Raw genomic sequence first — 24949 nt, 5'->3', positions numbered from 1 at the left:
TAACCGCGCCGCGCCGCAACCGGGAGACATGAAGTCGCTCGAAGCCGAACTCGCCGCGGCCCGCGACCTCGACGTCGCGGAACTCGCGGACGCCATCGAGTCCATCGGCTTCGAGTGCACGCGCTGTGGCGGCTGCTGTACGGGCTACGCCCCCGACGAACCGGGGGGTGCGCCGGCGGAGGAGGGAAGCGGAAGGGACGGCGGCGGCGGAGAACGCGACGAGAGCGCCGAGACCGATTCCGGATGCCACGACGGCGGCACGGACGACGACGCCGACCGCGAGCCCCACACCGCGACCGTCTTCCCGGACGAGGTGCGCCGCGTCGCCGACGCCGCCGAGGAGATGTCCGGCGAGTCGTACGACTGGCGGGACGTGGCCCGGCCGATGCCGTTCGGCCTCGACGCCGACGCGGACGGCGAGCCGGTCGGCGAGACGTTCGAGTGGGCGCTCGCGACCGACGACTGCGGCGACTGTACGTTCTACGAGGAGTCAGACGGGCAGGGCGCGTGTACGGTCCACGACGCGCGGCCGCTGATCTGCCGGACCTACCCGTTCAGCGTCGCGCTAGAGGGGACGAGCCAGCCGATGGGCGAGGCGGTCGACGAGGCGGGCGTCGTCCGCGCCCACGAGTGCGAGGGGCTCGGCCGCGACATCTCCCGCGAGGACGCCGAGGAACTGGCCGGCGCACTGAAGGAACGCGCGGTGCGCGAGTTGGAGGAGGCGATCGGCGTGCGCGACAACTACGATCCGAGCGCGCGAGAGCGCGCCGACGGTGACGTCGTCGTCTTTGACTCCGAGGGCCCGAAGGAGGCCGACGGGGCCCCTATCGGCGGAGAGTAGGAGTCGGGTTCCGGATTTTCGGCGCGCTCAGACCACGTCCAGCGCCGCGTCCACGTCGGCGCGGATCGCCTCGCGGGCGTCCTCGTCCGGGAGCGTGAGCGGCGGGCGCACGGCCGGGTCCGGGATGAACCCGCGGTGGGCGGCCGCGACCTTCGTCGCGGGCGCGAAGCCGTGGTCCCCGCACCGGTCGAACAGCGGCGCGACCGCGCGGCGGTGAAGCGTCAGCGCCCGCTCGTCGTCGCCGTCGCGGATCGCCTCGCCGAGCGCGACGAAGACCTCCGGGATCACCTGCGAGAGGGCGTGGATCCCGCCGTCGACCCCGAGGCTCGCGCTCGGGTACAACAGCGCGTCGACGCCCTGGAAGACGGTGAACTCGTCCGGGGTCCGGTCGACGGCGGTGTCGACCGCCGAGATGTCGCCGCTGGTGTCTTTCAGCCCGACGACCGACTCGCGCTCGGCGACGGCCGCGAGGACGTCGGGGTCGATCGGCTCGCCGACCGTCGACGGGATGTCGTAGAGGTAGATCGGGAGCGGCGCGTCGTCGGCGACCGCGTCGAGGAAGGCCCGCTGTCCCGCCGGCGCCGTGGAGTTGTGGTAGTACGGGAGGGTGACCAGCGCCGCGTCCGCGCCGGCTGCGTCGACGGCGTCGAGGCGCTCGCGGACCCCCGCGACCGAGGTATCCGCCGCGCCGGCGATCACCGGGATCCGCCCGTCGGCCGCGTCGACGACGGTCTCGACCACGGTCCGCCGCTCCTCGTCGGTGAGGCTGGCGAACTCGCCCGTGGTCCCGCAGGGGACAATCCCGTCGAGTCCGGCGTCGACGAGCGCGTCGACGTGGCCCGCGAGCGTGTCGGTGTCGACGTCGCCGTCGGCGTCGAACGGGGTGACGATCGGTGGTGAAACGGCGCCGTGTCGGAACTCCGGAGCAGTCATGTGAGCCGGTTCGACGGGGCGTGACAAAGACCTTGGTCCGGTGGCAGGCGGTGCCGAAGAGGGCGGCGACGGAGGAGAAGAGAGCGACCGCAGCCGTCAGTCGACGTCGACCGGGTCACGCTCGGGGAAAGTCCGGTTGGCCGTGCCGCGGTACCGGTCCCAGAGCCCTCTCGCGAGGGCGCCGAGGCCGAGCAGGAGGACGAGCAGCTCGACGAGCCCGCCGACCCACGGGAGCAGCCCGATCAGGGCGACTCCGCCGACGCCGATCAGGAGCGCCGCCCACCGGTTCCGGCCGCCGACGCGCTCGAGCACCCACGCGCCGAGCGCGTACCGACCGTACACGGACCCGACCCAGAGCGCGACGCCGTAGGCCGCGAACCCGGCGAGCGCCAGCGGGATCCCGACGACCGTGACCGCCACGAGGGCGAGGGCGATAGGGGTGAGGACCAGCGCGAGGAGACCGATCCCGCCGCTGACGAGCGGGTCGGCGCCGACGCGGTCTCCGACCGCCCGGGAGAACCGGGGGAACGCGAGCAGCAGGACCGCGCCCAACAGCAGGTTGGCGGCGACACCGTACGCGGACCCGGCCCACGGGGGCAGCCGATCGGCCCCGCCGGCGACGCCGGTGCCGCGGTCGCCTCCGAGGCTCGTGTCCTCGACGACGCCGCCGGCGACCGCCGCGTTCGGGCTCTCAGTGAACTCGTCGGCGTCGTACCGGAACTCGCCGCCGACGTCCGCGTTCGGCCCGAGAACGACGGAGTCCGCGCTCACGCGGACGTCGCCGCCGACCGCGCCGTCGACGCGGACCGACCCCGCACCCGCGTCGAGCATCCCGTCGATCCGCCCGGTCTCCGTCAGTTCGAAGGATCCGGCACCGACCTCGACGCTCCCGTCGACCGTGCCGGCGACGGTTACCGACCCGGCGGCAGCGCGGACGTCTCCGGCGACGCGACCGGACTCCGCGATGCGGATCGACCCGGCCGCGCCCGAGAGGTCGCCGTCGACGGTCCCGTAGACGACCACCGTTCCGGCGACGCCGTCGAGCCCGTCGACCGTCTCGCCCTCCTCGACGACGACGGACCCGGACGGGCCCTGAACCGACTGGGCCGTCGCGAGGCCCGTCGCGAGCGGCGAGAGGAGCAGCGCCGTCGCGAGCACGACGGCGACGCGACGACGGGTACTGGTATCTGAGAGGACGGTGCGCGGGGAGTCGCTGTCTGGACACATTGGGTATCAGTTATCTGGAAACGGCCGGATCGGTTTCTTCGGGCGATTCGTCTCGCGTGCGAACGCGCACGCGTACCGGCTCGGCCGGCCGCGTGTTCGCGCTCGCCCGCACCGACAGGTCGGCCGTCACGGGCTCCAGCCGCAGCCGCCGGAGCAGCGTCGCGGTCGCGAGCCGCAGCTCCTGTCTCGCGAAGCGCATCCCGATACAGTGGCGCGGCCCGCCGCCGAACGGGAAGTACGCGTACTCCGGGCGCTCGCCGACCGCCGGCCCGGCAGCGTCGTCGCCGTGGGCGGGCCCCGCCGCCTCGTCGCGGAGCCAGCGCTCGGGGCGGTACGCCTCGGGGTCGTCCCACCACCGCTCGTCGCGGTGGACCGCCCACGGGGAGAGGGTCAACACGACGCCCGCCGGGACGCGGTGGCCCCCGAGCGTCACCGGCTCGGTCGGCTCGCGGAAGAAGGAGTGAACGGGCGGGTACAGCCGGAGCGCCTCGTCGACGGCCGCGGTCAGCGCGGGGCACGCCCGGAGGTCGGCGGGCTCGGGGTCGCCGTCCAGCGCCGCGACTTCGCGCCGGACTCGGTCCTGAAACGCGGGGCGGTCGGCGAGGCAGTACAGCGTGTACGTGAGCCCGAGCGCGCTCGTCTCGTGACCGGCGAACAGGAACGTCACCGCGTTGTCGACGAGCCGGTCGTCGTCCATCGCCCCCATGTCGGCGGCCGCGACGAGCGTCCCGAGGAGGTCATCCGCGGCACCGGGGTTCGCGGGCGGGTCGGCCGCGCGGCGCTCGGCGACGAGGTCGCGGATCGTCGACCGGAGGGCGTCCAGCCGCCGCCGGTACCGCCGGTTCGTCGGGGTCGGCACCCACGCCGGGAGGAACGAGGTCAACCGCCGCGTGTCGAACCGTTCGGTGACGCTCTCGGCGGCCGCGCGGACGGTCTCGCGCTCCCGTTCCACGTCGCTCCCGAGCAGGCTCTCGGCGAGGACGTCGAACGCGTAGTCCGTCGCCGCGGCGTGGACGTCGACGACGTCGCCGTCGTCCCACGACGCCGCCGCGCGGCGCGCGTGGTCGACCATCGGGTCGCCGTACTCGGCCACCCGCTCGCGGAAGAACGCGGAGCGGATCGCCGTCCGCTGGTCCCGCCAGTCGTCCCCCTCGGCGAGGAACAGCCCGTCGCCGAGCAGCCCGCCGAGCTGCTCTCGGGGCATCGACCCCTTCTCGTATCGGTCGTGGTCGTCGACGAGGATCCGCCGGATCGCCGCGGGGTCGGTGACGAGGTAGCTCTCCGTGCCGAACACGTCGTACCGGACGACGCCGCCGTGCGTCGCGGCGCGACGCTCGTAGAAGGCGAGCGCGTCGCTCGCCAGCTCGTGAACGTTCCCGAGCAGGGGAAGCCCTCCGGGCGCCGGCGGTCGCGTCGGGTCGGCGTCGTCACCGGTGCGCTCCGTCGACGGATCGGCGTCGTCGCCGGCGCGTTCCGTCAACGGATCGGAGCCGTCGTCTGCGCGGCTGGTCGCCCGATCGGCGTCGCCGTCGGATCGAGTCGTCGTCTCGCCCATACGGATCGATCGACGCCGCGGCGGACTGAGCCTTGGCACGGACTCGTCCGTGTATTTTAAATTAAAGTGTGCGGCACCGCGTGTGAGACCCATGCGTTACGTCCACGTCGAGTTCGAGTTCCCGCCGCCGATCCGGCACCCGATGCACGACTTCCTCGACGGCGGCGACGACCGGCGGAGCGAGCTGGTGACGTGGCGGCGGCTGCCCGACGGGACGCTCGCGACGCTGTTCCGGGTCGCGGCCCCCCGCGAGCCGTACCTCGAACGACTGCGGGAGGTCGACGCAATCGAGCGATTCGAGACCGCCCCGGGGGAGGCGCCGTTCTACCTCAAGGCGTACGAGCGGTTGGGCGGACCGACCGAGACGTTTCTCGACGCGTTCGTCGACACGGAGTTCCTCTCGGTCCCGCCCGTCGTGTTTCGCCCGGGGGGTCGGCTGTCGTTCGGACTGATCGGGCCGCCGGACCAGCTTCGCGACGCGCTCGACGCGGTGCCGGACCCGATAGCCGTCGAAGTCGACCGCATCGGGTCGTACGGGGGCGGTCGGCAGCCGGCCGGCGTCCGGCTCACGGAACGCCAGCGGGAGGCGCTGCGAGCCGCGCACCGCGTCGGCTACTACGAGGTCCCGCGGACCGGGTCGGTGGACGACGTGGCGGCGGCGATCGGCTGCTCGTCGTCGACCGCAGGCGCGCACCTCCGCAAGGCCGAGGCGGCGCTGGTCGACGCGTTCTTGGGGTAACCGGGGAGTTGCCGCGACGAGGCGACCGGCGGCGGGGATCCGGCGGCCGGCCGGGGCTCGGATCGGCGCGAAGCCTGACTGTGTCGGCGGTACAACTATACTGGCTCGCGATCAGGTTCCGGTGGAGTCTACTATGGAAATCTCCGAGAAGCTCCTCTGTCTGTTCAGCGCGGAAGTTCGCGAGACCGACGACGGCGAGTACGTCGTCGACGTGCCTAACCGAGAGATCGACGCCGGATCGCTGGAGCCGGGCGAGACGTACCGCGTCGCGCTCGTCGCCCGCGACGGGACCGCGGCGTCGGCGGACGACGCCGACGCCTCCCCCTCGCGGAGCGACGACGGCCCGCAGCCCCCGGTCGAACCGGGCGAGATGCGGTACGTCGAGATCGAGGACCTCGGCAAACAGGGCGACGGGATCGCCCGCGTCGAGCGCGGGTACGTGATCATCGTCCCCGACACCGAGGTCGGCGAGCGCGTGAAGATCGAAGTGACCGAAGTGAAGTCCAACTTCGCCGTCGGCGAAGTCGTCGAAGAGGCGGGCTGAGCGGCTACGGTCGTTCTGTTAGCGGCGGGACAGGACGCGTCGGCTCCGTCGCGCCGCTCACTTTCCTGCGACGCGTCGCGTCGCTCATTCTCCTGCGGCGCGTTGCGCCGCTCACTCCTCGTCCGACACCCGAGCGTCCCAGTACGACACGGAGGCGACGTAGTCGCCGGGAATCGTGTCGCCCGCGAGCTCGTCGAGGGCCCGGAACGGCTTCGCGACGGCGCCCGGAAGCTCGCGGTAGAAGCCGTACGGCAACACAAAGTCGTGCTCCTCGTTCGCGAGCGTGAGCCCCGCCTCGCCGAGCATGGCGGCGACCTGTCGCTCCGAGTAGAGCCGCGAGCCCATCGGGAGCAGCCAGGTGTACAGCGTCCGCAGGCTGCGGCCGTTGAACGTGTCGAAGAACACCTGATCTCGGCTCACCCGGCGGAGCTCCTTCGCGAACGGGACCGGGTCGTCCATCAGGTGGAAGAATCGCATCGCGACGACCGTGTCGAAGTGGTCGTCCGGGAACGGGAGCCGCGAGGCGTCGCCGCGGAGGAACTCGACCGTGTCGGCGTGCCCGGCGGCGGCGACCTTCTCGCGGGCCTGTTCGAGCATCTCGCGGGAGACGTCGAGCCCGACGACGTCCGCGCCCTGGTCGGCGAGCATCGTCGTGAACCGGCCGGTGCCGCAGGCGACCTCCAGCACGCGGTGGCCCGGATCGATCGGGCCGAGCGCGGCGAGGACGGCCTCCTTCTCCCGGCGGTCGATGAGCTGTCCGCCGCCGGAGAAGCGGACGTCGTCGTACTCCTCGGCGACCTCGTCGGCCTGGTACCAGTCCTGTCCCTTCACGTTGTCCGTGATGGAGGCCGGACCGACAAAACCGTACTGGATGCGGTTCGGCGGCGGCCCCAACGCGGTCGGGCGGACGACATCCCGACAGCCGCCGAAGCTACCCGCTCGTGGCCACGTTCTCGGCCGGAATCTTGACGATCACGCGCGCGCCCTCCTCCTCGTCGTGGTGCGGATACTCGTCGACGCCGAAGTAGCGGCGGGCGAGCTCGTCGATGTGTTCGTGCGCGCCTTCCTCCGTCAGCTCCGCCTCGCCGCGGACGGAGACGTACCGGTACGGGTCGTCGGGGTCGAGCACGCTGACGCCGACCTTCGGGTTGTTCCGGACGTTCCGCTCCTTGCGTCGGCCGCGGGCGGTGTTCACGAGGACGTACTCGCGGTCCTCGTGGTCGACCCACACCGGGGTGACGTGGGGGAGCCCGTCGGGTCCGACGGTCGCGAAGTGCGCGTACGACTCGGCTTCGAGGATGTCGACGTGGGACTCGGGTATCACGGGGACGAGTAGGGGCCGCCGCCGGAAAACCTGCCTGATAGATCGTCTATGATAGCCGGACGAGGAGTGATATTAACACATTATATTATCACAGGCAGATTCCCCTATATGTAGCCAACCTTTACCACTACCCACGGGATTCGTGTGAGACATGAGTACCAGTCCCGCGGAGACCGCTGATCAAGACCGCCTGTCGGAGTCCGAGTACCGCGACCGCCTACGCGAGCTGCCCCCGAGCGCGAAGCTCGTCGCGAAGGTACTGGAGGGGGACGCCCCCCTCTCGCAGGGCGGCCTCGCCGAGGAGTCGCTGCTGCCCGACCGCACCGTCCGCTACGCGCTCAACCGCCTCGAGGAGGAGGGCCTCGTCGACTCGCGGTACAGCTTCAAGGACGCGCGCAAGCAGGTGTACTACCTGACGATCTGAACGGCACCGGCACCGCCGTCGCCGGCACCGCCGCTCCCGGCCGCGGTCGACGCGGCGTCGGTTCGGGCCGGGCGAACGCACACGCATTCCTTTTTACCTCCTCGCCCCGATAGCGGCTCGTATGGACCTCTCGGTCGTCGTCCCGACGCTCAACGGTCGGGACCGGTTGGCCGCCTGCCTCGACGCGCTGGCGGCCACCGCGCCGGACGCCGAGGTGATCGTGGTCAACGGGCCCTCGGCCGACGGCACGACCGGCATGGTTCGCGACCGCGACGACGTCGACGTGCTGGTCGAAATCTCCGACCGCACCGTCAACGTCGCCCGCAACGCCGGCATCGAGGTGGCGACGGGCGACGCGGTCGCGCTCGTCGACTACGACAACCGGATCGAGCCGGGGTGGCGCGACGCGGTCGCCGACGGCCTCGACGCGGCCCCCGTGGTCTCGGGACCGGTGACGCCGATCCCGCCGAGCGAGGCGGACGAGAAAGAGGAGAGCGATTTGGTGGAACTGAAGGAGACCGATGCGGACCGCGATCCGACCGAACCGGAGCGCAATCGGATCGCGGGCAGAGACGTCACCTACTTCCAGAGCGGGAACGTCGCGTTCCGGCGGGACGCCCTCCGCGATCTCGACGGCTTCGACGAGTACCTCCGGGTCGGCGGCGCGCGCGACGCGGCCCACCGGCTCGCGCGCATGGACCGCGAGGTGGCGTGGCGGCCGGCGATGGCCGCGCGGAAGGAGCTCCCGACCCCGACCGCCGCGGACGGCGGGCGCAGCGCCCACGAGTGGGGCTGGAAGTACCGGGGGCTCGCCTACCGGCTGCTGAAGAACTACGGCGTGCGGCCGACCGTCCTCCTCCGGACGGGGTCGCACGCGGTCGGGGACGCGCTCGGCGCGGCGAAAGACGTGATCAGCGGCGAGTCGACGCCGACGCGCTGGGCCGCGACGGGCCGCGACGTGCTGGTGGGGCTCACCGGCGGGAGCTCCGACGGGTTCGTCGCGCGGCGCCGCGACCGGAGCCCCGCCCGGAACCCGAACGGCATCTCGACGCGCGCGGACCGCGCCGTCGCGAAGTACGACCGGCGAGCCGATGCGGATGACGGCAAACCGACCGAAGTCGACGGCGCGACCGACGACCCCGAGTGAGCCCCGGGCCTTTTAACCGAGGGCGCGGCCTACGCTCCGGCAACGAATGGGACTCACGAAGCGCATCATCCCCTGTATCGACGTCGACCTCGACGATGACGGCGACGCCGCGGTGTACACCGGCGTCAACTTCGAGAACTTGGAGTACACCGGCGACCCCGTCGAGCTGGCGAAGAAGTACAACGAGGCGGGCGCCGACGAGTTCGTCTTCCTCGACATCACCGCCAGCGCCAACGGCCGCGAGACGATGCTCGACGTGGTGAACGCGGTCGCCGACGAGTGTTTCATCCCGCTGACGGTCGGCGGCGGCATCCGGACGAAGGCCGACATCAAGGAGACGCTCCGTGCCGGCGCGGACAAGGTGTCGATCACGACCGGCGCCTTAGAGCGCCCCGAGCTCATCGAGGAGGGCGCGGCCGCGTTCGGCAGCCAGTGCATCGTCATCTCGGTCGACGCGCGCCGCCGGTACGACGACGAGGGGGAGCACTTCTACGAGGACGAGGACGGCGAGACGGTGTGGTTCGAGTGCACGAAGAAGGGCGGCCGCGAGGGCACCGGCATCGACGCCGTCTCGTGGGCGAAGGAGGCCGAGGAGCGCGGCGCGGGCGAGCTGTTCGTCAACTCCATCGACAAGGACGGGACGAAGGACGGCTACGACATCCCGCTGATGAAGGCGGTCGGCGAGGCGGTGTCGACGCCGCTCATCGCCTCCTCCGGCTGCGGCGGCCCCGAGGACATGTACGACGTGTTCACCGAGGCGAACGCGGACGCCGGCCTCGCGGCCTCTATCTTCCACTTCGGCGACTACTCCATCGAAGAGACGAAGGCGTACCTCGACGAGCGCGGCGTGCCGGTGCGGCGCTGAGCGCGGCGTGCCGGTTAGCGTTAACTACCGCTGTAGTGTGTATTTTTCCGCGTCCGAAACCAACAGTTATTATCCGATCGGGTGCGAAGCGTGACGTATGTCCACGTCCACGTCATCCGCGCGTGTTCGCGACGGGTCGCCGGCGCTCGTCTGTAAACGGACCGACGGCGACGACGGCGGCGAGGTGACGTTCTTCGAGCGGGACGTCGACCCGGACGAGCGGACCACCCGGTGGATCACGGTCCGCGAATCCGACTGTGTCTCCCGCGACGAGTGGCGATAGGAGGAGTTCTGTCGCTGTTTTGGCGGTTATTTATAAATCGTTGTGAGCGGAGCGGCAGCAACCACCTCCGAAACTCCGGTTGATCGCTTATAAATAGCAGACGGTAAATCGGCGGCGAACACCTCCAAAGCCCCAGTCGCGAGAGCGGCGTACGCTCGCTGCGCTCCTCACTCAGTCGCTTACGCTCCTTCGTTGCGGTGCTTACGTCGCCTACGCCGCTCTCGCGACTGCCCCTTTGAGTCCCGCCCCACACAGCTCCGCAGCCTCACGCCTCCCCAACCTCGCCGCTCACGCCCTGCGGGCGTTCGCGGCGTCCCTCGCGCGTGCTGCTCGGCCGCGAGGCGGCCTCGCAGGCACGCGCCGACCGCAGTTGATCATTTATAAATAGTCGCAGAGATCCGGTCAGTCGTCGTCCGCGGCCGCTCGGTCGGCGAACTGGGGCAGCTCGTCGTCGAGGAGGGCGACCGTCGCCAGTCGGATCGCGTGCGGCCAGCCGAGCGGGGTCGCGCTGTCTGGCGTCCCGTCGTCGAAGAACTGCTCCGGGAGGTACGTGGTCGGTTCACAGAGCGTGCCGCCGGGCGACACGTGGGCCAGCAGGTCGCGGGCACGGGCCGTCATCTCGGCGGCGCGCGGGTCGTCGTGCGCCGCGAGCAGGGCCGCGAGCTCCGCGCAGGCGTTCGCGCCCCACGCGGTCGAGACAGTCCACACCTTCTCCGAGAGCTGGTCCGCCCGTCGCCAGCCGTCCCCCTCATAGCGGATCAGCCCGGTGATGTCGTCGGTCTCGTGGTGGAGCCCGTCGACGACCGTCTCCACGTGCGAGACCAGCCGGTCAAGGCGCTCGTCGTCGACCGCGCCGACCGCGTCGAACGAGCGGTGCGCGGCCGCGAGCGCCAGCGTCGCGGAGTCGAGCCGGTCGTCGATCCCGCCGTCGAGCGTCTCGCGCACCGCGTAGCAGCCGCGTTCCGGCACCCACAGGTCGTCGAGCGCGTCGTACACCTCGCGGGCCCGGTCGCGGGCGTGCGCGGCGAGGTCCTCGGGAAGCGAGTCGGCGCCGGGCACCGCGTCGGGGTCGTCCAGCGCGTCGACGGCGAGCCCCTCGCCGTGGCGGCCGAGTTCGCTGTACGCCTCCAAGAACGTCGCGGCGGTGTGGGCGAACCGGCCGGCGGCGTCCTCCCACGCGTTCTGACAGACGACCGGGCGGCCGTCCGGTTCGAGCGTCCGGTCGAGGCCCGCGAGCGCCGCGACGAGCGTCCGGTCGAGCCCCTCGACGTCGACCCCCGCCGCGCGGGCCCGCGCGAGGTACGCGACGACGCTGCCGGTCTGGTCGGCTTGGTAGTCGACGTCTGGCCCGTCCTCGATGCGGGCGTTCGCCCAGCCGGGCGCGAGCGCGCCGTCGCGCGGCCACACCCGGTGAGGCCAGGAGCCGTCGGGGCGCTGCGTGGCGACGTACATCCGCGCGGAGCGGGCGTGCCAGTCGTCGAGGTCGACGCCGACCGCGTCCGCGGCGCCGAGCAGGAACCCGGAGATCTCCGCGTCGTCGCGGAACCACGTGTAGCCGTAGCCGCCGGAGTGCTCGTAGTAGGGGTCGAAGTCCGGCCCCGCGATCCGGAGCCCCGACGGCGCGGAGAGCAGCGAGAGAACGCGCAGGTCCGCGACGACGGACTCGCGGGCGGGCGCCGACTCGGGCACCGACGGGAGGGCGTCGGCGGCCGCGTCCGCGAGCGCGTCGACGCCGTCAAGGTCGGCAAAGAGCGCGTCGAGCCGGTCGCGGGCCGCCTCGCGGTCGGTCTCCGCCCCGTCCGTCAGGAGCGTGGCGACGGTCGCGACCCCGTCCGAGAAGGGCACGTCGGCGATAACTTCTCCCGAGAGACGCTCCTCTTCGTAGCGGTCCCCGTCGCGGTCGCGCGGGAGGTCGGTCGGGTCGTCGTCGAGCAGTTCGGGGAACGTCGCGGGGAGCTGGCCGCGGAGGTCCGCGAAGCCGGTCGCGCTCGCGAGGAAGTCGTGCTCGTCGGCGTGATACACCTCGACGGCGTCGTCGAACCGGAGCTGCCCCACGCGGTCGTCGCGGCCGTCGGGCGCGAAGCGGGCGTAGACGACGAGCGAGGCGTCCGCGGAGTCAATGTCCTCGGCGAACTCCACCGACGCCCGGGTAACGTGCGCGTCGCCGAGCGTGACGTCGTGGCGGGTCACCGTCGCGCGCGCGGTCTCGTGGACTGTCTCGACTAACGCGGTGTCGCCGACGTACCGCTGGGTCGTGTCGGCCTCGTCGAGCCACGCCACCTCGTCGCCGACGGCGAGGCCGATCCGGGACCGGACGAGCCCGGTCCGGCCGGTGAGCGGGTAGCCGAAGTCGCGGAGTTCGCCGTCGTCGCCGACGTGGACGAGCCGTCCGTCGCCGCCCGAAAACCGGCCGGAGACGGTGCGCCGCTCGCCGGGGAAGCGCGTCCCGTCGCCGGCGTGGCGCTTGTAGTCGTCGAGCGCGTCGCGAAGCTGCATTACGCGAACACACGCCGCCGTTCGGTATGAAGCTTTGGTGTAATTATTGTTCAATCGTTTAGCGAACGGAAACCCTCAAACCGCGGCGCGACGAGAGGCGGAGCGTGTACGAACCCGGACCCCCGCGAACGACGAGCGTCGGCGAGCCCGTCGAGCTTGCGCCGCGCTCTCCCGACCCCGACGGGACCTACCGGTGGACCGTCCGCGACGCGCCCGCCGACAGCGACCTCTCCCCCGGAGACAGTCCGGACCCGAACGCGACCGGCCCGCCGAGTTCGGCGACCATGGTCGGTTCGGACGGCTCGGCCGCGGTGCTGCGCGCGGGCGAGACGGGCCGCGACGACGACCCGGTCGTCCACCTCGACCCGGACGCCCCCGGAACCTACATCCTCACGCTCAACGCGCCGGACGGGACCCACCGCCAGCGCGTGCGCGTCTTCCCCGACGAGCGCCGCGAGACGGAGATCCGCGTGCCGGTCGAGGAGCTCGCCGGCGACGATCACACCAGCGATGAGACTGAGGTCGATCGCGTCTCCCTCCTGTGGCCCCTCAACGAGAACCGGCTCGCGCTCGACCGCGCCGAGCGCGACGGCGACGAGTGGGTCGCGTCGGTGCGCGTCCCGCCGGGGAGCCACGGCTTCGGCTTCGTCCCCGACGGCGACCGCTCGGCGGCGTTCCACGGGGAGTGCGAGGTCCCGGGCCCCGGGCGCCCTCGGCTCTCGCTCGACGCGACGGTCGTCGATGGCGACAGTTCCGAGGAGCCCGACCGGCTCCGCCTGACGGCCACGGTCGAGCCCGCGCCCGCGGTCGACGACGTCGAGCGCGGCGGCAACCCGGACGCGCTCGACGCGACCTTCCTCGTCGACGACCGCGACGCCAACCCGGAGACGGTCGCGGCGGTCGAGTCGCGCGCGGACGGGCGGACGCTCACGGTTCCCTTCGGCGAGCTTCCGGACTCGGTCCGGATCCACGCGGTCCCGCACGGCGAGCGGTACGGCGCCGCAGAGACGGTGCGGATCGAGGCGCCGGAGGGCGGCGACAGCGGATCGATCGAAATGAGCGACCCGAACCCCACGCCCGACTGGGCCGAGTCGCCGACGATCTACGAGGTCTTCGTGCGGTCGTTCGCGGGCGACACGCTGCCGACGACGTTCCGGGAGATCGAGCGCCGGGTCGAGTACCTGGAGCACCTCGGCGTCGACGCGCTCTGGCTCACGCCCGTCCTCGCCTCGCCGACGGACCACGGCTACCACGTCACCGACTACTACGACACCGCCGACGACCTCGGCTCGCGCGAGGCGTTCGAGTCGCTCGTCGACGCCTGCCACGAGGTCGGCATCCGCGTCGTCTTCGATCTGGTGATCAACCACACCTCCCGCGACCACCCCGCCTTCCAGCTCCACTCGGCCGGCGTCGACGCGTACGCCGACCACTACCGGCGCACCGACGCGAGCGCCGACGTGACCGGGATCGACTGGGCCGAACTCGACGCGGGCGCGGCGCCCGACTACTACTTCGAGTGGGGCCGCATCCCGAACCTCAACTACGACAGCCCGGTGGTCCGCGAGTGGCTGCTCGACGTGGTCGACGAGTGGGCCGGCGTCGTCGACGGCTTCCGCGCCGACGTGGCGTGGGGCGTCCCGCACGGCTTCTGGAAGGAAGTCGCCGACCGCGTTCCCGACGACTGCCTCCTCCTCGACGAGACACTCCCGCACGACCCTTTCTACGGTGAGGGCGAGTTCCACCGCCACTACGACACCTCCCTGTACGAGATGCTCCGTGCGATCGGCGCAGGCGAGGAGCCGGCCGGCGCGGTCGAGACCGCGCTCGCGCGCGGCGAGTGGCTCGGCTTCGACGACCAGACCGCACAGATGCGCTACGTCGAAAACCACGACGAGGACCGCTATCTCGCCGAGTACGGTCGAGACGCGCTCCGCGCGGCCGCGGCCGTGACGTTCACGCTGCCGGGCGCGCCGATGATCTACGCCGGCCAAGAGCGGGGCAACGAGACGTACCGCGGTCCGATCCGGTGGCACGACGGCGACAACGACCTCACCGAGTTCCACCGAAAACTGGCCGCGCTGCGTGAGGCCGAACCGCTCCTCCACGACGGTGGTGTGCGGTTCGACGGCCGCGCGGCCGCCGCCCGCGTCGTCGAGGGCGACGCCGATCGCGTGGTCGCCTACGAGCGGACGCCGCCGGCGGACGGGGCGGCAGATGGCGGCGACGCCGAGCACGATCCGCTCCTCGTCGTCGTCAACTTCGCCGAGGCGCCGGCGACCGTCGCCGTGCCCGACGCGGTCGAGACCGACCTGTTCGCGGGCGACCGCGACACGGGTGACGGCGACCGCGGCGGCGCGAGGGACGGCGAGACCCGAATCGAGGTCGACGCGGTCGCGGTCCTCCGCTGACCGTCGGTCCCGCTCGGACGCCCCGGACCGACCCTTATAAGTGCCGCTCGGAAGAGGCGTGCGTATGGACGACCGGACGCTGACCGACCTCCTCCGTCGATTCGGGCTCTCGGACAAGGAGGTCGACACCTATCTCAGTCTGCTGGAACACGGCGAGGCGAAGGCGAGCACCGTCGCCGACGCGGCGGGCGTCTCGAAGCGGTACGTCTACAGCGTGAGCGAGTCGCTGGCGGAGCGTGGCTTCGTCGAGGTGAACGACCACGTCGTGCCGACGACAATCCGCGCGAACCCGCCGGACGAGGTGATAGACCGGCTCCGGTCTGACGTGGACGCGATGCGGCCCGGGCTGGCGGAGCGGTACTCCCGCGTGGAGCGCCAGGCCGAGCAGTTCGAGGTGATCAAGTCGCGGGCCACCGTCATCAAGCGGATCCGCTCGCTGCTCGCCGACGCCGAAAGCGAGGTGGCGCTGTCTATCACCGCAAAGCAGCTCCCGGAGGTGAAGGAGGCGCTGGTCGACGCGGTCGACCGCGGCGTCTTAGTCCTCCTCGTCGTCTCCGACGCGGCCGCGGACCTCGACGCGGACGACCCCGGGCTGGCGGGCGTCGCGAACGTCGTCCGGACCTGGAGGGAGGCGATGCCGACGCTGCTCACCGTCGACTCGGCGGCCGGCGTCGTCTCCCCGCCCGAGCTCCTCCGACGGTCGACGACGGACCGACAGGCGATCGCCTTCGCACAGGAGCAGCTCGCGCCGGTGATCGTCGGCTCCTTCCTCGGGAACTACTGGCCCGCCGCGACCGAGCTCGCCGTCGCCGACCCGGCGCCGCTCCCGGCCGAATACACCGACTTCAGGCACACCGTCCTCCAGGCGACGCTGCGACTCCGCGCCGGCGACCCGCCGCGCGTGACCGTCGGCGGCCGGTGGACCGACGACGACGAGCCGGCCGAGGTCGTCGGCCGCGTCGTCGAAACGAAACAAGGGATGGTGGAGCCGACGAACAACGAGTTCCCGGTCGAGCATTCGCTCGTCGTCGAGACCGACGACGGCGACGTCACCGTCGGGGGCCAGGGCGCGTTCGTCGAGGACGTCGAGGCCGACCTCGTCCGGATCGAGTCCGACGCGGAGTAGAGACGGGACTCACCGATCGCCGCGGGTGCCCGTCACTCCTCCAAGCTCGGGTGCGTCTCCTGCGGGTCCGGGTGGGGCTCCGCGAACCGGTCGCGGGTCGCGTCGAGCGCGGCCGCCTCGCGCTCTTTGCGCTCCGCGGCGTCGATCTCCTCGCAGCCGGGCGGCACCTCGCGGTCGCGGTCGGTGAAGTACCCCTCGGGCGCGACCCAGTCGTGGTAGAACGGCTCGTCGGACTCCTCCAGCAGCGTCACCGCGACCTCGGCGCCGTGACCCGCGCACACTGCCGCCTGATGGGGTTTGCGCGCGAGCCCCCCCGCGGCGTACAGCCCGTCGACGCCGGTCCGGCCGCGCTCGTCCGCGTCGACGTACGCCTTCCCGCGGTCGACGATCGCGACGCCGTCGAGATCCTCCAGGTAGCCGGTCTCGTTCTTCGTCGCGGCGACGACGTGCCGCGCCCGGATCTGGTCGTCGCCGTCGGTCGCGACGACGAAGCGGGCGTTGTCGGTCCCGTCTGCTTCCCCGTCCGCGTCGACGAGCGAGACCCGCGTGACGCGGGCGTCGAGGCGGTCCGCGCCGGCGGTCTCCGCCTGCTCGCCGAGCAGGTCGAGCAGGCGACGCGCGTCGACGCCGAGCGGGAATCCGGGGAAGTTTTCCAAGCGAGCGTTCCGCCGGAGGATCGAGCCGTCGGGGTCGACGACGAGCGTGCCGAGGCCCTGCCGAGCGGTGTAGACGGCCGCCGAGAGGCCGGCGACCCCGCCGCCGACGACGACGACGTCGCGGTTCAAGTCCATACCCGTCGATGCGGCCGAGGCGAGATACGGGCGTCGGTCTCGGGTCGCGTCGGTCGCATCGAATCGAGGGGTCGAGGAGGAGATCGATCGGAGACGGGATCGGTCGGGAATCCCGGGTTACCGTCGCACCCGAACCGGACGGTCCGCGGCGATGAACGGCTCCTCTCGGCCGGCCGCCGCGAACGCGATCTCGCCGGCCTCCCCGCGCTCGACGCGCCAAGTCGGCAGCGCCGGGACGTCGTAGTCGGTCGGGTCGCCGTAGGTCGCGGCGACGGCCCACTCGCGGGCGCGCATCTACAGGTCCCCGTTGATGACGTCCGCGACGCGCTGGCGATCGAACAGCCGCTCGTCTGCCGGAATCTCCGGGTACGGGCCCTCCTCGTATCGGGGCCACTCGCCGAACGCGTCGGGGTAGAGCTGCTTCGCGGTCATCTCCAGCTGGAAGAGGTTGAGGATCGGCCCCTGATACCGGGCGCCCTGCGGGTGGATCCGGTCGTTTTTCACCGCCGTGACCTCCGAACCGACGGGATCCTCCTCGAAGGCGGTCCGCCGCCCGGCCATGTCGGTTCCCGGCTCGAAGCCGCCGAGGTAGAGGATGACGTCGGGGTCCGCCTCCAGTATCGTCTCGAAGTCGACGACCGTGCCGGACTCGATGCTCCCCTCGAAGGCGTCTCGCGGCCCGAGCGGACGCGTGTGCGCCGTGAGGAACCCGGGGTTGCTCAGGGTGTACGCGTAGATCTCCTCGATGTCGGCGGCCGCGACCATGATCGCGGTCGGGCGCTCCGCTTCCGGCGGAAGCCGCTCCTCGATCGTCGCGAGGAGCTCCTCGCGGACCGCCGCGAGCGCCTCGTAGCGCTCGCGCTCCCGGAACGCCTCGGCGACGATCTCGAACTGCTCCCAGAGGCCGTAGTACTGGTAGCCGTCGGCCCACTCCTGAGGCGGATCCTGATGCCGGTCGCTGAGGGAGTTGCCGAACCACGGCGAGACGCGCTCGGCGATCTCGTCGACGTCCTCGCGGCTCCACGCGTCCTGTCGCGTGATCCACGCCGGGTCCGCGAGGTGGACGTCGCTGTCCAGCTCGTACAGCTTCTCCTTGTCCGGCTGCCACGAGGAGTAGAGCCCTGTCCAGTCGAGCGAGACGCCGGGGAGGCGCTCCACGAACTGGTTCCAGAGGCCGTCGTAGTAGTCCGGCGCGTGCATCGCGGTGATCTCGTCGCTCCGCCCCAGCGCGAACGCCATGTCCGCGTGGTGGGTAAGCCGGGTGAACACCGTCTCCGGCGGCGACTCGAACGTCACCTCGCCGGTCGGCGAGATCGACGCGGTGTAGCTCCCGGACTCGGCGTCGTCCGTCGAGTCGCCGTCCGAGTCGCCCGACTCGCCGCCCGCCGATTCGTTCTCGCCGCCGTCGCCGCCGGCCGGATCGGACTCCGCGTCGCCGCCGGTACAGCCGGCGAGGAGACCGCCGAGCGCGACCGTGCCGCCGTACTTCGCGAAGGTTCTGCGGGTCGGTTCCGTCGGGACCTCGTCGCCGTTGGGCATACTTTTAGGCTCGCCTAAACCAATTTAACCGTTCCGATTTTTAGGTATACCTAAAATAAGCGGACCTGCCGGTCCCCGCGCGCCGGACCGGTTACTTCTCGTGGCGCGCACGGAGCGGCGTCACTCGCGGACCGTTCTCGGTCTCGACGACCTCGGCGTCGACGCGGAACACCTCGGAGAGCAGCTCCTCGGTGACGACCTCCTCGGGCGGGCCGCGCGCCCGTATCTCGCCGTCTGCGAGCGCGACCACGCGGTCGGCGAGTCGCGCTGCCTGCTCGATGTCGTGGAGGACGACGACGACGGTCACCTCGCTCTCGTCGCGCAGCGTCTCGATGATCTCCATCACCTCCATCTGGTGGTGCAAATCGAGGAACGTCGTCGGCTCGTCCAAGAGGAGCACGTCGGTGTCCTGCGCGAGGACCATCGCGATCCACGCCAGCTGCTTTTGCCCGCCGCTGAGGCTGCCGACCTCGCGGGCGCGCAGGTGCCCGCAGCCCGCTAGGTCGATCGCGCGCTCGACCGCGCGGGCGTCCTCGGCGGTCGTCCGCTCGAAGAACCCGCGGTGCGGGTAGCGGCCGTGGTACACAAGGTCCTCGACGGTGATGCTGTCCGGCGAGGTGCTCTCCTGTGAGAGCAGCCCGAGCTGCTTCGCGAGCGACTTCGTGTCCATCGAGTGGACGTCGCGCCCGTCCAAAAGCACCGAGCCGTCGTCGGGCTCGATCTGGTTCGCGAGCCCCTTCAGCAGGGTGCTCTTCCCGGAGCCGTTCGGTCCGACGAGCGCCGTCACCGCGCCCGGCTCGGCCGCGATCGACTCGCCGTCGATCACCGGCTCCGGCGCCGTCGGGTACCCCAACACGAGGTCCTCAGCGTCGAGGTCGCTCGCGTCGGCTGCCGCGTCCGACTCGGTCGGTTCGGCCGAGCCGCGCGGCCCGTCCCCATCGGTCGATTCGCTCGCGCCGTTCAGTTCGGCCGCGCCGCTCGATTCCGCCGCCTCGGTCGCGTTCGCGCTGAAGATGGACATTCAGAGGTCACCCACGTTCTGCTGTCGCCGCATGAGGTAGAGGAAGTACGGCCCGCCGACGAGCCCGGTGACGATCCCCACCGGGATCTGCGCGTCCGCGCCGGTGAGGACGCTCATCCCGAGGCGCGCCCCGACATCAGCGCCGACCATCAGCGCCGGGCCGACGAACAGGCAGCCGACGATCACCCGCTTGTAGTCGCTGCCGACGAGGTTCCGGACGACGTGCGGGACGATGAGCCCCACGAAGCTCACGATCCCAGCCACCGCGATGCTGGCGGCCGCCGCCAGCACGGCAACGCCGGAGAGCGCGAACCGCACCTTCTCGATCGACATCCCCAGCGACTTCGCCGTCTGCTCGCCGAGCAGGAGGAGGTTCAGCTGCCGCGATCCCGCGAGCGCTAGCCCCATCGCCGCGAGCGTCCAGGGGAGCGCCATCCGGACCTGCTCCCAGTCGGTCCCCGTCAGCGACCCCGTCGTCCACTGGATCGCGGACTGGACGACGCCGATGTCGTCGGCGAAGAAGAACAGCCCCGTCTGGAGGCTGTTGAAGACGGTGCCGACGATGACGCCCGCGAGCACGAGCCGCACCGGGCTCGTCCCGTTTTTCCACGCGATGGCGTAGACGATCAGGAACGCGACCGAGCCGCCCAGCGCCGCGATGATCGGGACGAACGCCGAGAGTCCGCCGAACACGACGAGCGTGAGCAGGATGGTCAGCCCGGCGCCGGAGGAGACGCCGAGGATGAACGGGCTCGCGAGCTCGTTCCGGGTTACTGCCTGGAAGATGGCCCCAGAGACCGCGAGGTTGGCGCCGACGACGACCGCGACGAGCACCCGCGGGAGGCGGATGTTCCAGACGACGAGCGTCTCGCGCGCGAGCTCCGGCAGTTCCCCCTGGAAGCCCGTGACTGCCCGCATTAGATCCTCGCCGAGGAGGAAGTTGAGGAACCACCGCGGGTCGAGCAGGACGGCGGGGTCGAGGACGGCCCGCCACGCCTGGCCGGCCGTCATCGAGTACGCCCCGAAGCTCACCTGAACGAGGCCCGCGACGACGACCAGGAGGAGGCTCGCGGCCGCGACGGTCAGCAGCCGCGGCTCGATGAGCCACCCGAGTCGCCCCCCTTCGGCCGGTCGTCGGGCGGCGGACTCGCCGCCGACCGCACGGCCCTCGCCGCCGGTCACCGATCCCCCGTCGGTCGCCGGTCGCTCGCCGCTCATCGCGTTCCTCCGTCGGCTTGCGGTGCGTCCAGCCCTCCGTCGCTCGCGTACGCCGCGACCGCCTCGTCGTCCATCGCGTCGAGCAGCGCGTCGGGGCCGTGGGCGTCGACGACCGCTTCGGGGTCGAGGTGCTCGGCGAGCGCGCGCTGGCCGGCCGCGGCGCGGGCCGCCTCCTCGTCGGCGTCGACGTACGCCGACAGCGCGTCGTCGACCGCGGCGTCGCGGACGCGCGCGAACCGCTCCGAGTCGGGGTCGACCGGGCCGTCGGTGTGCTCCGCGTCGAACCACTCGACCCACCGGTCGCGGTCGGCCCACTCGCCGTCGAGTTCGGCCTCGCGGCGGACCCAGTCGACACTCTCGGCCGCCGCGGGCCACCAGCCGTCGTCGATCCGGGCGTCGGCGACGACCCGCTTGCCGACGGGCGCGCCTCGCCCCGCGGCCGTGACGGCCTGTCGGTCGGCGTCCGACGGGGACGCGACGTACAGACCGTCGACGGGCGTCGTCCCGTCGCGGTCGGCGTACTCCCGGTCGAAGCCCTCGTGCGTCTCGCCGCCGTGGTCGTGGATCTCGAACATCGCGTCGTCGGCGTCGAGCCCACGGAGGTACTCGCCGCCGTAGCGCGTCGCCGCGACCACCCGGCGGGCGGCGACCGACTCGCCCGCCTGCGGGGTGACGACGAACCGCGGTCCCTCGGGGTCCTCGCCGGAATCGCCGACGTCGCCGGACTCGCCGTCGGCGCGCTCGACGGACTCGACGAGGTCCTCGACGACCGCACAGCCCGCGCGCTCGGCCTGCTCGCGCATGACCTCAGAGAGCGTCCCGACGCCGATCCCGGCCGGGAACCCGGGGTAGTTCTCCAGGTGCGCGCAGCGCGCGAGCGACGACCGGCCGCGGTCGAAGACGGCGACGTCGAGGCCGTCGCGCGCGGCGAACACCGCGGCGGCGCAGCCAGCGGGCCCGCACCCGACTACGACGACGTCGCGGTCGGGGGCGCCGCTCATTCCGGTCCTCCGGCGACGATCGAGGCGACCTCCTCGCGGTCGAAAAGGCGCTCGTCGGCGGGGATCTCGGGGTAGTCGTCGCCGTGCTCGTAGCCCGGCCACTCGCCGAACTGCTCGGGGAACAGCTGTTTCGCGGTCATCTCCAGCTGGAACAGGTTCATGGTCGGTCCCTGGACCGGGTCGCCGGAGGGGTAGAAGCGGTCGTTCGCTATCGCGGCGAGGTCGCCGGCGACCGGGTGGTCGGACAACTCCCCGCGGATCGCCCCGACGTCGTAGTAGGAGGCGATCCCGTACTGGTGGAGGATTACGTCGGGGTCGACCTCCAGCAGCTGCTCGTGGTCGTAGGCCGTCTCGTAGGTGACCTCATCGGCGGCGAACGCGTCGGGCACGTCGAACGGGCGCACGTGCGCGTTCGCGAACCCCGGCTCGTCGGTCCGGGAGGGGTAGTAGGTCCCGTCCATGTAGATGAGCGCCGCGACCGTGGGGCGCTCCGACTCCGGCGGGAGGTCGCTCCGGATCGTCTCGACCAGATCCTTGCGGACCGCATCGAGCGCGGCGAACCGCTCCTCCTCGCGGAACGCGGCGGCGACGCGCTCGCCGATCTCGGGGAGCGCGTAGTACTCGTAGTCGTCGCGGTACGGCTCGGGCGGCTCGGCGTGTCGGCGGCTGTAGACGTTGCCGAACCACGGGCCGACCCTGTCCCGGATCTCGGCCACGTCGTCCTCGTCCCAGCCGTCGAAGGAGGCGAACAGGGCCGGGTCCGCGAGGTGGAGGTCGGAGTCGAGCTCGTAGAGGAGTTCGCGGTCGACGGAGATGCCGCCGCCCGAGCCGGTGTTGAGCTGCGTGAGCCCCTCGCGGTCGAAGGAGACGCCGTCGAGGGTCGCGTAGTAGGCGTCGAGCGTGTTCCCGCCCGCGTCGGCGTCGAAGCCGAGGGAGTTGACCGCGTCGCCGTGGCCGAGCGCCACCGCGAGGTCGGCGTACAGCAGGCTGTACACCATGATGTCCTCCGGGACCGCGTCGAAAGAGACCTCGCCGACCGGCGCCATCGTGGCGGTGTACGAGTCCGCGTTCGCGTCGGCATCCGACGAGTCACCGGCACCGCCGGCCGCCGAACCGTTTCCGCCGTCGGATCCGCTCTCGCTCGGCGACGCCCCCCTTCCGCTACACCCGGCGAGCAGTCCCGCGCCGGTGACGGCGCCGGCGTACCTGATCGCGTCGCGTCGCGTGCCGACGAGTCGGTCCGCGTCTGGGTCCATACGGTTTAGGCCACCCTAAAGATTTAAAGCGGTTTCGAATCTTAGGCACCCCTAAATCCTCGGCGCCCGGTATCGGTTCCCCGAGCGCGCGGCCCGCGACAAAGACCGACGGAACGGCCGCCGAGGCGATAAGGCGCTGTGGCGCCGGATAGAGACTCGCTCGGAGGGCGACAGAATCCGAACGCGCAAAACCCCGGATCGCCGGTGGGAACAGATTTTGTATCGCGCTATACGATTTATTCGGCGTCGAACGTCCGAACGCTCTCGAACGAGCCGTCGGCGATAGCGGCGGCGATCCCGTCAATATCGGCGTCTCGGGGCACCTCGTGGGGATATTTCCGAGCGAAGTACCGCATGAGGTTCTCGACGTCGCGTTCGAGGAACTCCCGGGCGTTCTCGTGGTCGACGGACACCGCTTGCGGCCAGTCGAAGATCGTGATGCCGCTCTCGGCGACCGCGACGTTGTGTTCGGAGGCGTCGGCGTGGATCCAGCCCAGCTCGTGAGCGGTCGCCAGCTCGCGGAGAATCAGATCGAGGACGCCGACCGCCTGCTCGGGGTCGAGTTTCGCGCGCGAGAGCTCGACGCCCGCGAACTTCTCCATCACGATGGCGTGCCGGTTGTGATCGACCGGTCGCGGGACGCTCACGTCCGGATACAGCTCCTCCATTGCCTCGTACTCGCGTTCGGCCGCCTTGCGCGCGGTGTAGAGCCATGAGACGTGGTCACGGTCGGCGGTGTACTCGCGCTCGCGGTTCACTTCGCGGAAGTTGGTGTACCCCTCGCGGTGGTACTTTAAGGCCAGCGGCCGGAACGACTGCGCCTCGTACACGTCGCCCTCCTTCCCGAGTCCCAGCGGCGAGCCCACGCCGTCGATCGTCTCGCGCTCGGCGAACGTCCGGAGGGCCAGGGCGTCGTACCCCTCGAAGGTGAGCTGGTACCCCTCGTACTGGATCGTCTTCCGCTCGATCAGCTCGCGGTCGAGACACCGGTCGATCCGGTAGTCGACCTCCTCGCGCGTCAGATTCGCGTACTCCGGGATCTTGTCGCGGCGGACCCACTCCGAGAAGCGCATCCCCTGCTCGACACCCGAGAGGAGGTAGAAGTCCTCGGGGTCGAGCTCCGCCATGTCGCCGGCGACGTTTCGCACCATACGCGCCCCTACTCCGGCGAATCCTAAAAGGGACGCGCGTTCGGCGGGAGCGGCCGATATAGCGTATACCGCGATAGCAAATCCAGTTCGCGCCGGGTGCGAGCCCGAGCGCAACCGCTTTCGGCGGGGTGCCCGAAAAGGGCGGTATGACCGCGCCCGCCGTCGATTGGCGGCTGATCCGCGAGGAGGCCCGCCCCGGCCCGATGCAGATGGCGTTAGACGAGGTCGCCGCCGAGACCGCCGCGGCGGGCGGCCCCGCGACGCTCAGGACGTACCGCTGGGAGCCGAGCTGTCTCACCCTCGGCCGTCACCAGGACCCAGAGACGGTCGACTGGGCGTTCTGCGAGCGCGAGGGGATCGACGTGACCCGTCGGCAGACCGGCGGCGGCGGGATATACCACGACGGGCGCGGAGACATCGCGTACTCGATCGCGGTCCCCGCCGAGACGGTGCCGGGCGAACTGCTCGACTGCTACCATCTCCTCTGTGAACCCGTCCTCGACGGGTTCGATCGTCTCGGGGTCGACGCCGACTACGTCGACGAGCCGATGCCGGAGCTGTATCATCCCGCATGCTACCTCCGGGAGCTTCATCCGGCGCACGACGTGGTGGCGAAGGGTCCCAAGGAAGATCGCCGCCGGAAGATCGCCGGCAACGCGCAGTATCGCAAGCGGGAGGCAGTGATCCAACACGGATCGTTGACGTTCGCGGTCGACGCGGGGCGGCACCTCGGGGTCTTCGCCGACCCGCCGGTGACGCCCGAGGGGTTTCGCGAGCGCGTCGTCGGGATGGAGGAGCTGGTCGACGTCGACCGCGCGGATGCGGTGGCCGCCTTCGAAGCCGCGCTTTCCGACTGGGCGAGCGCGGCGCCCGAGGCGTCGGTGGAGACGGACGGGTCGTGGACGGACGCGGAACTGGAGCGAGCCGAGGAGCTCGTCGCGGAGAAGTACCGGGACGGCGAGTGGATCCGGACGCGACCCGGAAGCGGCGGGGCGTAGGCGGCGTCGGCGGCGTCGGCGGCGTCGGCGGCTTCGGCGGCGTCGGCGGCTTCGGCGGC

Annotated in this window: 24 protein-coding genes; 10 read left to right on the top strand and 14 right to left on the bottom strand. The window is 71.4% G+C overall.

Annotated features, from left to right (window positions below; genetic code table 11):
- The first annotated feature begins 28 nt into the window (after positions 1–28).
- The gene (locus tag ACOZ35_RS15610) at positions 29–841 is read left to right on the top strand and encodes a YkgJ family cysteine cluster protein (protein WP_424014421.1); all 813 of its coding nucleotides are present in this window, start codon (positions 29–31) and stop codon (positions 839–841) included.
- A gap of 27 nt (positions 842–868) precedes the next feature.
- Here the strand turns inward: ACOZ35_RS15610 and ACOZ35_RS15605 are convergent, their stop codons facing one another.
- The 3 genes from ACOZ35_RS15605 to ACOZ35_RS15595 all read right to left on the bottom strand — a co-directional run bounded on the left by ACOZ35_RS15605 (position 869) and on the right by ACOZ35_RS15595 (position 4556).
- The gene (locus tag ACOZ35_RS15605; protein WP_424014420.1) at positions 869–1774 is read right to left on the bottom strand and encodes a dihydrodipicolinate synthase family protein; all 906 of its coding nucleotides are present in this window, start codon (positions 1772–1774) and stop codon (positions 869–871) included.
- A 96-nt stretch (positions 1775–1870) separates the two neighbouring features.
- On the bottom strand, positions 1871–3001 hold the full coding sequence (locus tag ACOZ35_RS15600) for a bactofilin family protein (protein WP_424014419.1): 1131 nt from the start codon (positions 2999–3001) through the stop codon (positions 1871–1873).
- Between the two features lie 10 nt (positions 3002–3011).
- A complete protein-coding gene (locus ACOZ35_RS15595) occupies positions 3012–4556 on the bottom strand; it encodes a cytochrome P450 (RefSeq protein ID WP_424014418.1) in 1545 nt (514 codons plus the stop codon).
- Between the two features lie 91 nt (positions 4557–4647).
- Between ACOZ35_RS15595 and ACOZ35_RS15590 the strand changes: the two genes are divergently transcribed.
- Complete coding sequence (locus ACOZ35_RS15590) at positions 4648–5295, top strand: helix-turn-helix domain-containing protein (RefSeq protein ID WP_424014417.1); 648 nt, start codon at positions 4648–4650, stop codon at positions 5293–5295.
- 133 nt (positions 5296–5428) lie between these two features.
- Entirely contained in the window at positions 5429–5839 is a 411-nt protein-coding gene (locus tag ACOZ35_RS15585; protein ID WP_424014416.1) for a TRAM domain-containing protein, read from the top strand.
- Positions 5840–5950: 111 nt separating this feature from the next.
- On the opposite strand, the gene ACOZ35_RS15580 is transcribed toward ACOZ35_RS15585, so the two are convergent.
- Positions 5951–6670 carry a class I SAM-dependent methyltransferase gene (locus ACOZ35_RS15580; RefSeq protein ID WP_424014415.1) on the bottom strand — a complete coding sequence of 240 codons (720 nt, stop codon included), beginning with the start codon at positions 6668–6670 and terminating at the stop codon, positions 5951–5953.
- A gap of 100 nt (positions 6671–6770) precedes the next feature.
- Positions 6771–7163, bottom strand: a complete 393-nt coding sequence (locus ACOZ35_RS15575) for a PPOX class F420-dependent oxidoreductase (protein ID WP_424014414.1) — start codon at positions 7161–7163, stop codon at positions 6771–6773.
- A gap of 151 nt (positions 7164–7314) precedes the next feature.
- On the opposite strand from ACOZ35_RS15575, the gene ACOZ35_RS15570 reads away from it, so the two are divergent.
- From ACOZ35_RS15570 to ACOZ35_RS15555, 4 genes are all read left to right on the top strand, one after another.
- Positions 7315–7587 carry a MarR family transcriptional regulator gene (locus ACOZ35_RS15570; RefSeq protein WP_053771729.1) on the top strand — a complete coding sequence of 91 codons (273 nt, stop codon included), beginning with the start codon at positions 7315–7317 and terminating at the stop codon, positions 7585–7587.
- Between the two features lie 121 nt (positions 7588–7708).
- On the top strand, positions 7709–8734 hold the full coding sequence (locus ACOZ35_RS15565) for a glycosyltransferase family 2 protein (protein ID WP_424014413.1): 1026 nt from the start codon (positions 7709–7711) through the stop codon (positions 8732–8734).
- A 46-nt stretch (positions 8735–8780) separates the two neighbouring features.
- Positions 8781–9599: an imidazole glycerol phosphate synthase subunit HisF gene (hisF, locus tag ACOZ35_RS15560; protein ID WP_424014412.1), complete on the top strand. Its 819-nt coding sequence runs from the start codon at positions 8781–8783 to the stop codon at positions 9597–9599.
- Positions 9600–9696: 97 nt separating this feature from the next.
- On the top strand, positions 9697–9882 hold the full coding sequence (locus tag ACOZ35_RS15555) for a DUF7511 domain-containing protein (RefSeq protein WP_008365898.1): 186 nt from the start codon (positions 9697–9699) through the stop codon (positions 9880–9882).
- 402 nt (positions 9883–10284) lie between these two features.
- Here the strand turns inward: ACOZ35_RS15555 and ACOZ35_RS15550 are convergent, their stop codons facing one another.
- Complete coding sequence (locus ACOZ35_RS15550; protein ID WP_424014411.1) at positions 10285–12378, bottom strand: glucan 1,4-alpha-glucosidase; 2094 nt, start codon at positions 12376–12378, stop codon at positions 10285–10287.
- Between the two features lie 104 nt (positions 12379–12482).
- Between ACOZ35_RS15550 and ACOZ35_RS15545 the strand changes: the two genes are divergently transcribed.
- Positions 12483–14789, top strand: coding sequence for an alpha-amylase family glycosyl hydrolase (locus ACOZ35_RS15545; RefSeq protein ID WP_424014410.1), 2307 nt, complete (start codon positions 12483–12485; stop codon positions 14787–14789).
- A gap of 64 nt (positions 14790–14853) precedes the next feature.
- A complete protein-coding gene (locus tag ACOZ35_RS15540; RefSeq protein WP_424014409.1) occupies positions 14854–15915 on the top strand; it encodes a TrmB family transcriptional regulator in 1062 nt (353 codons plus the stop codon).
- 32 nt (positions 15916–15947) lie between these two features.
- On the opposite strand, the gene ACOZ35_RS15535 is transcribed toward ACOZ35_RS15540, so the two are convergent.
- The 8 genes from ACOZ35_RS15535 to ACOZ35_RS15500 form a co-directional block, all read right to left on the bottom strand.
- Complete coding sequence (locus ACOZ35_RS15535) at positions 15948–16706, bottom strand: FAD-binding protein (protein WP_424014408.1); 759 nt, start codon at positions 16704–16706, stop codon at positions 15948–15950.
- 117 nt (positions 16707–16823) lie between these two features.
- The gene (locus tag ACOZ35_RS15530) at positions 16824–17000 is read right to left on the bottom strand and encodes a hypothetical protein (RefSeq protein ID WP_424014407.1); all 177 of its coding nucleotides are present in this window, start codon (positions 16998–17000) and stop codon (positions 16824–16826) included.
- Positions 17001–18245 carry an ABC transporter substrate-binding protein gene (locus ACOZ35_RS15525; RefSeq protein ID WP_424014406.1) on the bottom strand — a complete coding sequence of 415 codons (1245 nt, stop codon included), beginning with the start codon at positions 18243–18245 and terminating at the stop codon, positions 17001–17003.
- 91 nt (positions 18246–18336) lie between these two features.
- The gene (locus ACOZ35_RS15520) at positions 18337–19266 is read right to left on the bottom strand and encodes an ABC transporter ATP-binding protein (protein ID WP_424014405.1); all 930 of its coding nucleotides are present in this window, start codon (positions 19264–19266) and stop codon (positions 18337–18339) included.
- On the bottom strand, positions 19267–20484 hold the full coding sequence (locus ACOZ35_RS15515; RefSeq protein WP_424014404.1) for a FecCD family ABC transporter permease: 1218 nt from the start codon (positions 20482–20484) through the stop codon (positions 19267–19269).
- Positions 20481–21485 carry an FAD-dependent oxidoreductase gene (locus ACOZ35_RS15510; protein ID WP_424014403.1) on the bottom strand — a complete coding sequence of 335 codons (1005 nt, stop codon included), beginning with the start codon at positions 21483–21485 and terminating at the stop codon, positions 20481–20483. The genes ACOZ35_RS15515 and ACOZ35_RS15510 overlap by 4 nt, the downstream gene beginning before the upstream one ends.
- Positions 21482–22741, bottom strand: a complete 1260-nt coding sequence (locus ACOZ35_RS15505; RefSeq protein ID WP_424014402.1) for an ABC transporter substrate-binding protein — start codon at positions 22739–22741, stop codon at positions 21482–21484. The genes ACOZ35_RS15510 and ACOZ35_RS15505 overlap by 4 nt, the downstream gene beginning before the upstream one ends.
- Positions 22742–22977: 236 nt before the next feature.
- Positions 22978–23892, bottom strand: a complete 915-nt coding sequence (locus tag ACOZ35_RS15500) for an RIO1 family regulatory kinase/ATPase (protein WP_424014401.1) — start codon at positions 23890–23892, stop codon at positions 22978–22980.
- 146 nt (positions 23893–24038) lie between these two features.
- On the opposite strand from ACOZ35_RS15500, the gene ACOZ35_RS15495 reads away from it, so the two are divergent.
- The gene (locus ACOZ35_RS15495) at positions 24039–24890 is read left to right on the top strand and encodes a lipoate--protein ligase family protein (RefSeq protein ID WP_424014400.1); all 852 of its coding nucleotides are present in this window, start codon (positions 24039–24041) and stop codon (positions 24888–24890) included.
- The last annotated feature ends 59 nt before the right edge of the window (positions 24891–24949 follow it).

This window comes from Halorubrum xinjiangense (assembly GCF_049604745.1).
Lineage (GTDB): Archaea > Halobacteriota > Halobacteria > Halobacteriales > Haloferacaceae > Halorubrum > Halorubrum xinjiangense_A.
Note: the sequence above shows the minus strand (reverse complement) of the source record. Positions and strands in the feature narration are given on the sequence as shown.

What these genes read in the sequence shown, in the direction of transcription:
- ACOZ35_RS15610 (WP_424014421.1), top strand. Translation starts at nt 29, where the DNA reads ATGAAGTCGCTCGAAGCCGAACTCGCCGCGGCCCGCGACCTCGACGTC.
- ACOZ35_RS15605 (WP_424014420.1), bottom strand. Translation starts at nt 1,774, where the DNA reads ATGACTGCTCCGGAGTTCCGACACGGCGCCGTTTCACCACCGATCGTC.
- ACOZ35_RS15600 (WP_424014419.1), bottom strand. Translation starts at nt 3,001, where the DNA reads ATGTGTCCAGACAGCGACTCCCCGCGCACCGTCCTCTCAGATACCAGT.
- ACOZ35_RS15595 (WP_424014418.1), bottom strand. Translation starts at nt 4,556, where the DNA reads ATGGGCGAGACGACGACTCGATCCGACGGCGACGCCGATCGGGCGACC.
- ACOZ35_RS15590 (WP_424014417.1), top strand. Translation starts at nt 4,648, where the DNA reads ATGCGTTACGTCCACGTCGAGTTCGAGTTCCCGCCGCCGATCCGGCAC.
- ACOZ35_RS15585 (WP_424014416.1), top strand. Translation starts at nt 5,429, where the DNA reads ATGGAAATCTCCGAGAAGCTCCTCTGTCTGTTCAGCGCGGAAGTTCGC.
- ACOZ35_RS15570 (WP_053771729.1), top strand. Translation starts at nt 7,315, where the DNA reads ATGAGTACCAGTCCCGCGGAGACCGCTGATCAAGACCGCCTGTCGGAG.
- ACOZ35_RS15565 (WP_424014413.1), top strand. Translation starts at nt 7,709, where the DNA reads ATGGACCTCTCGGTCGTCGTCCCGACGCTCAACGGTCGGGACCGGTTG.
- hisF (WP_424014412.1), top strand. Translation starts at nt 8,781, where the DNA reads ATGGGACTCACGAAGCGCATCATCCCCTGTATCGACGTCGACCTCGAC.
- ACOZ35_RS15555 (WP_008365898.1), top strand. Translation starts at nt 9,697, where the DNA reads ATGTCCACGTCCACGTCATCCGCGCGTGTTCGCGACGGGTCGCCGGCG.
- ACOZ35_RS15550 (WP_424014411.1), bottom strand. Translation starts at nt 12,378, where the DNA reads ATGCAGCTTCGCGACGCGCTCGACGACTACAAGCGCCACGCCGGCGAC.
- ACOZ35_RS15540 (WP_424014409.1), top strand. Translation starts at nt 14,854, where the DNA reads ATGGACGACCGGACGCTGACCGACCTCCTCCGTCGATTCGGGCTCTCG.
- ACOZ35_RS15535 (WP_424014408.1), bottom strand. Translation starts at nt 16,706, where the DNA reads ATGGACTTGAACCGCGACGTCGTCGTCGTCGGCGGCGGGGTCGCCGGC.
- ACOZ35_RS15530 (WP_424014407.1), bottom strand. Translation starts at nt 17,000, where the DNA reads ATGCGCGCCCGCGAGTGGGCCGTCGCCGCGACCTACGGCGACCCGACC.
- ACOZ35_RS15525 (WP_424014406.1), bottom strand. Translation starts at nt 18,245, where the DNA reads ATGCCCAACGGCGACGAGGTCCCGACGGAACCGACCCGCAGAACCTTC.
- ACOZ35_RS15520 (WP_424014405.1), bottom strand. Translation starts at nt 19,266, where the DNA reads ATGTCCATCTTCAGCGCGAACGCGACCGAGGCGGCGGAATCGAGCGGC.
- ACOZ35_RS15515 (WP_424014404.1), bottom strand. Translation starts at nt 20,484, where the DNA reads ATGAGCGGCGAGCGACCGGCGACCGACGGGGGATCGGTGACCGGCGGC.
- ACOZ35_RS15510 (WP_424014403.1), bottom strand. Translation starts at nt 21,485, where the DNA reads ATGAGCGGCGCCCCCGACCGCGACGTCGTCGTAGTCGGGTGCGGGCCC.
- ACOZ35_RS15505 (WP_424014402.1), bottom strand. Translation starts at nt 22,741, where the DNA reads ATGGACCCAGACGCGGACCGACTCGTCGGCACGCGACGCGACGCGATC.
- ACOZ35_RS15500 (WP_424014401.1), bottom strand. Translation starts at nt 23,892, where the DNA reads ATGGTGCGAAACGTCGCCGGCGACATGGCGGAGCTCGACCCCGAGGAC.
- ACOZ35_RS15495 (WP_424014400.1), top strand. Translation starts at nt 24,039, where the DNA reads ATGACCGCGCCCGCCGTCGATTGGCGGCTGATCCGCGAGGAGGCCCGC.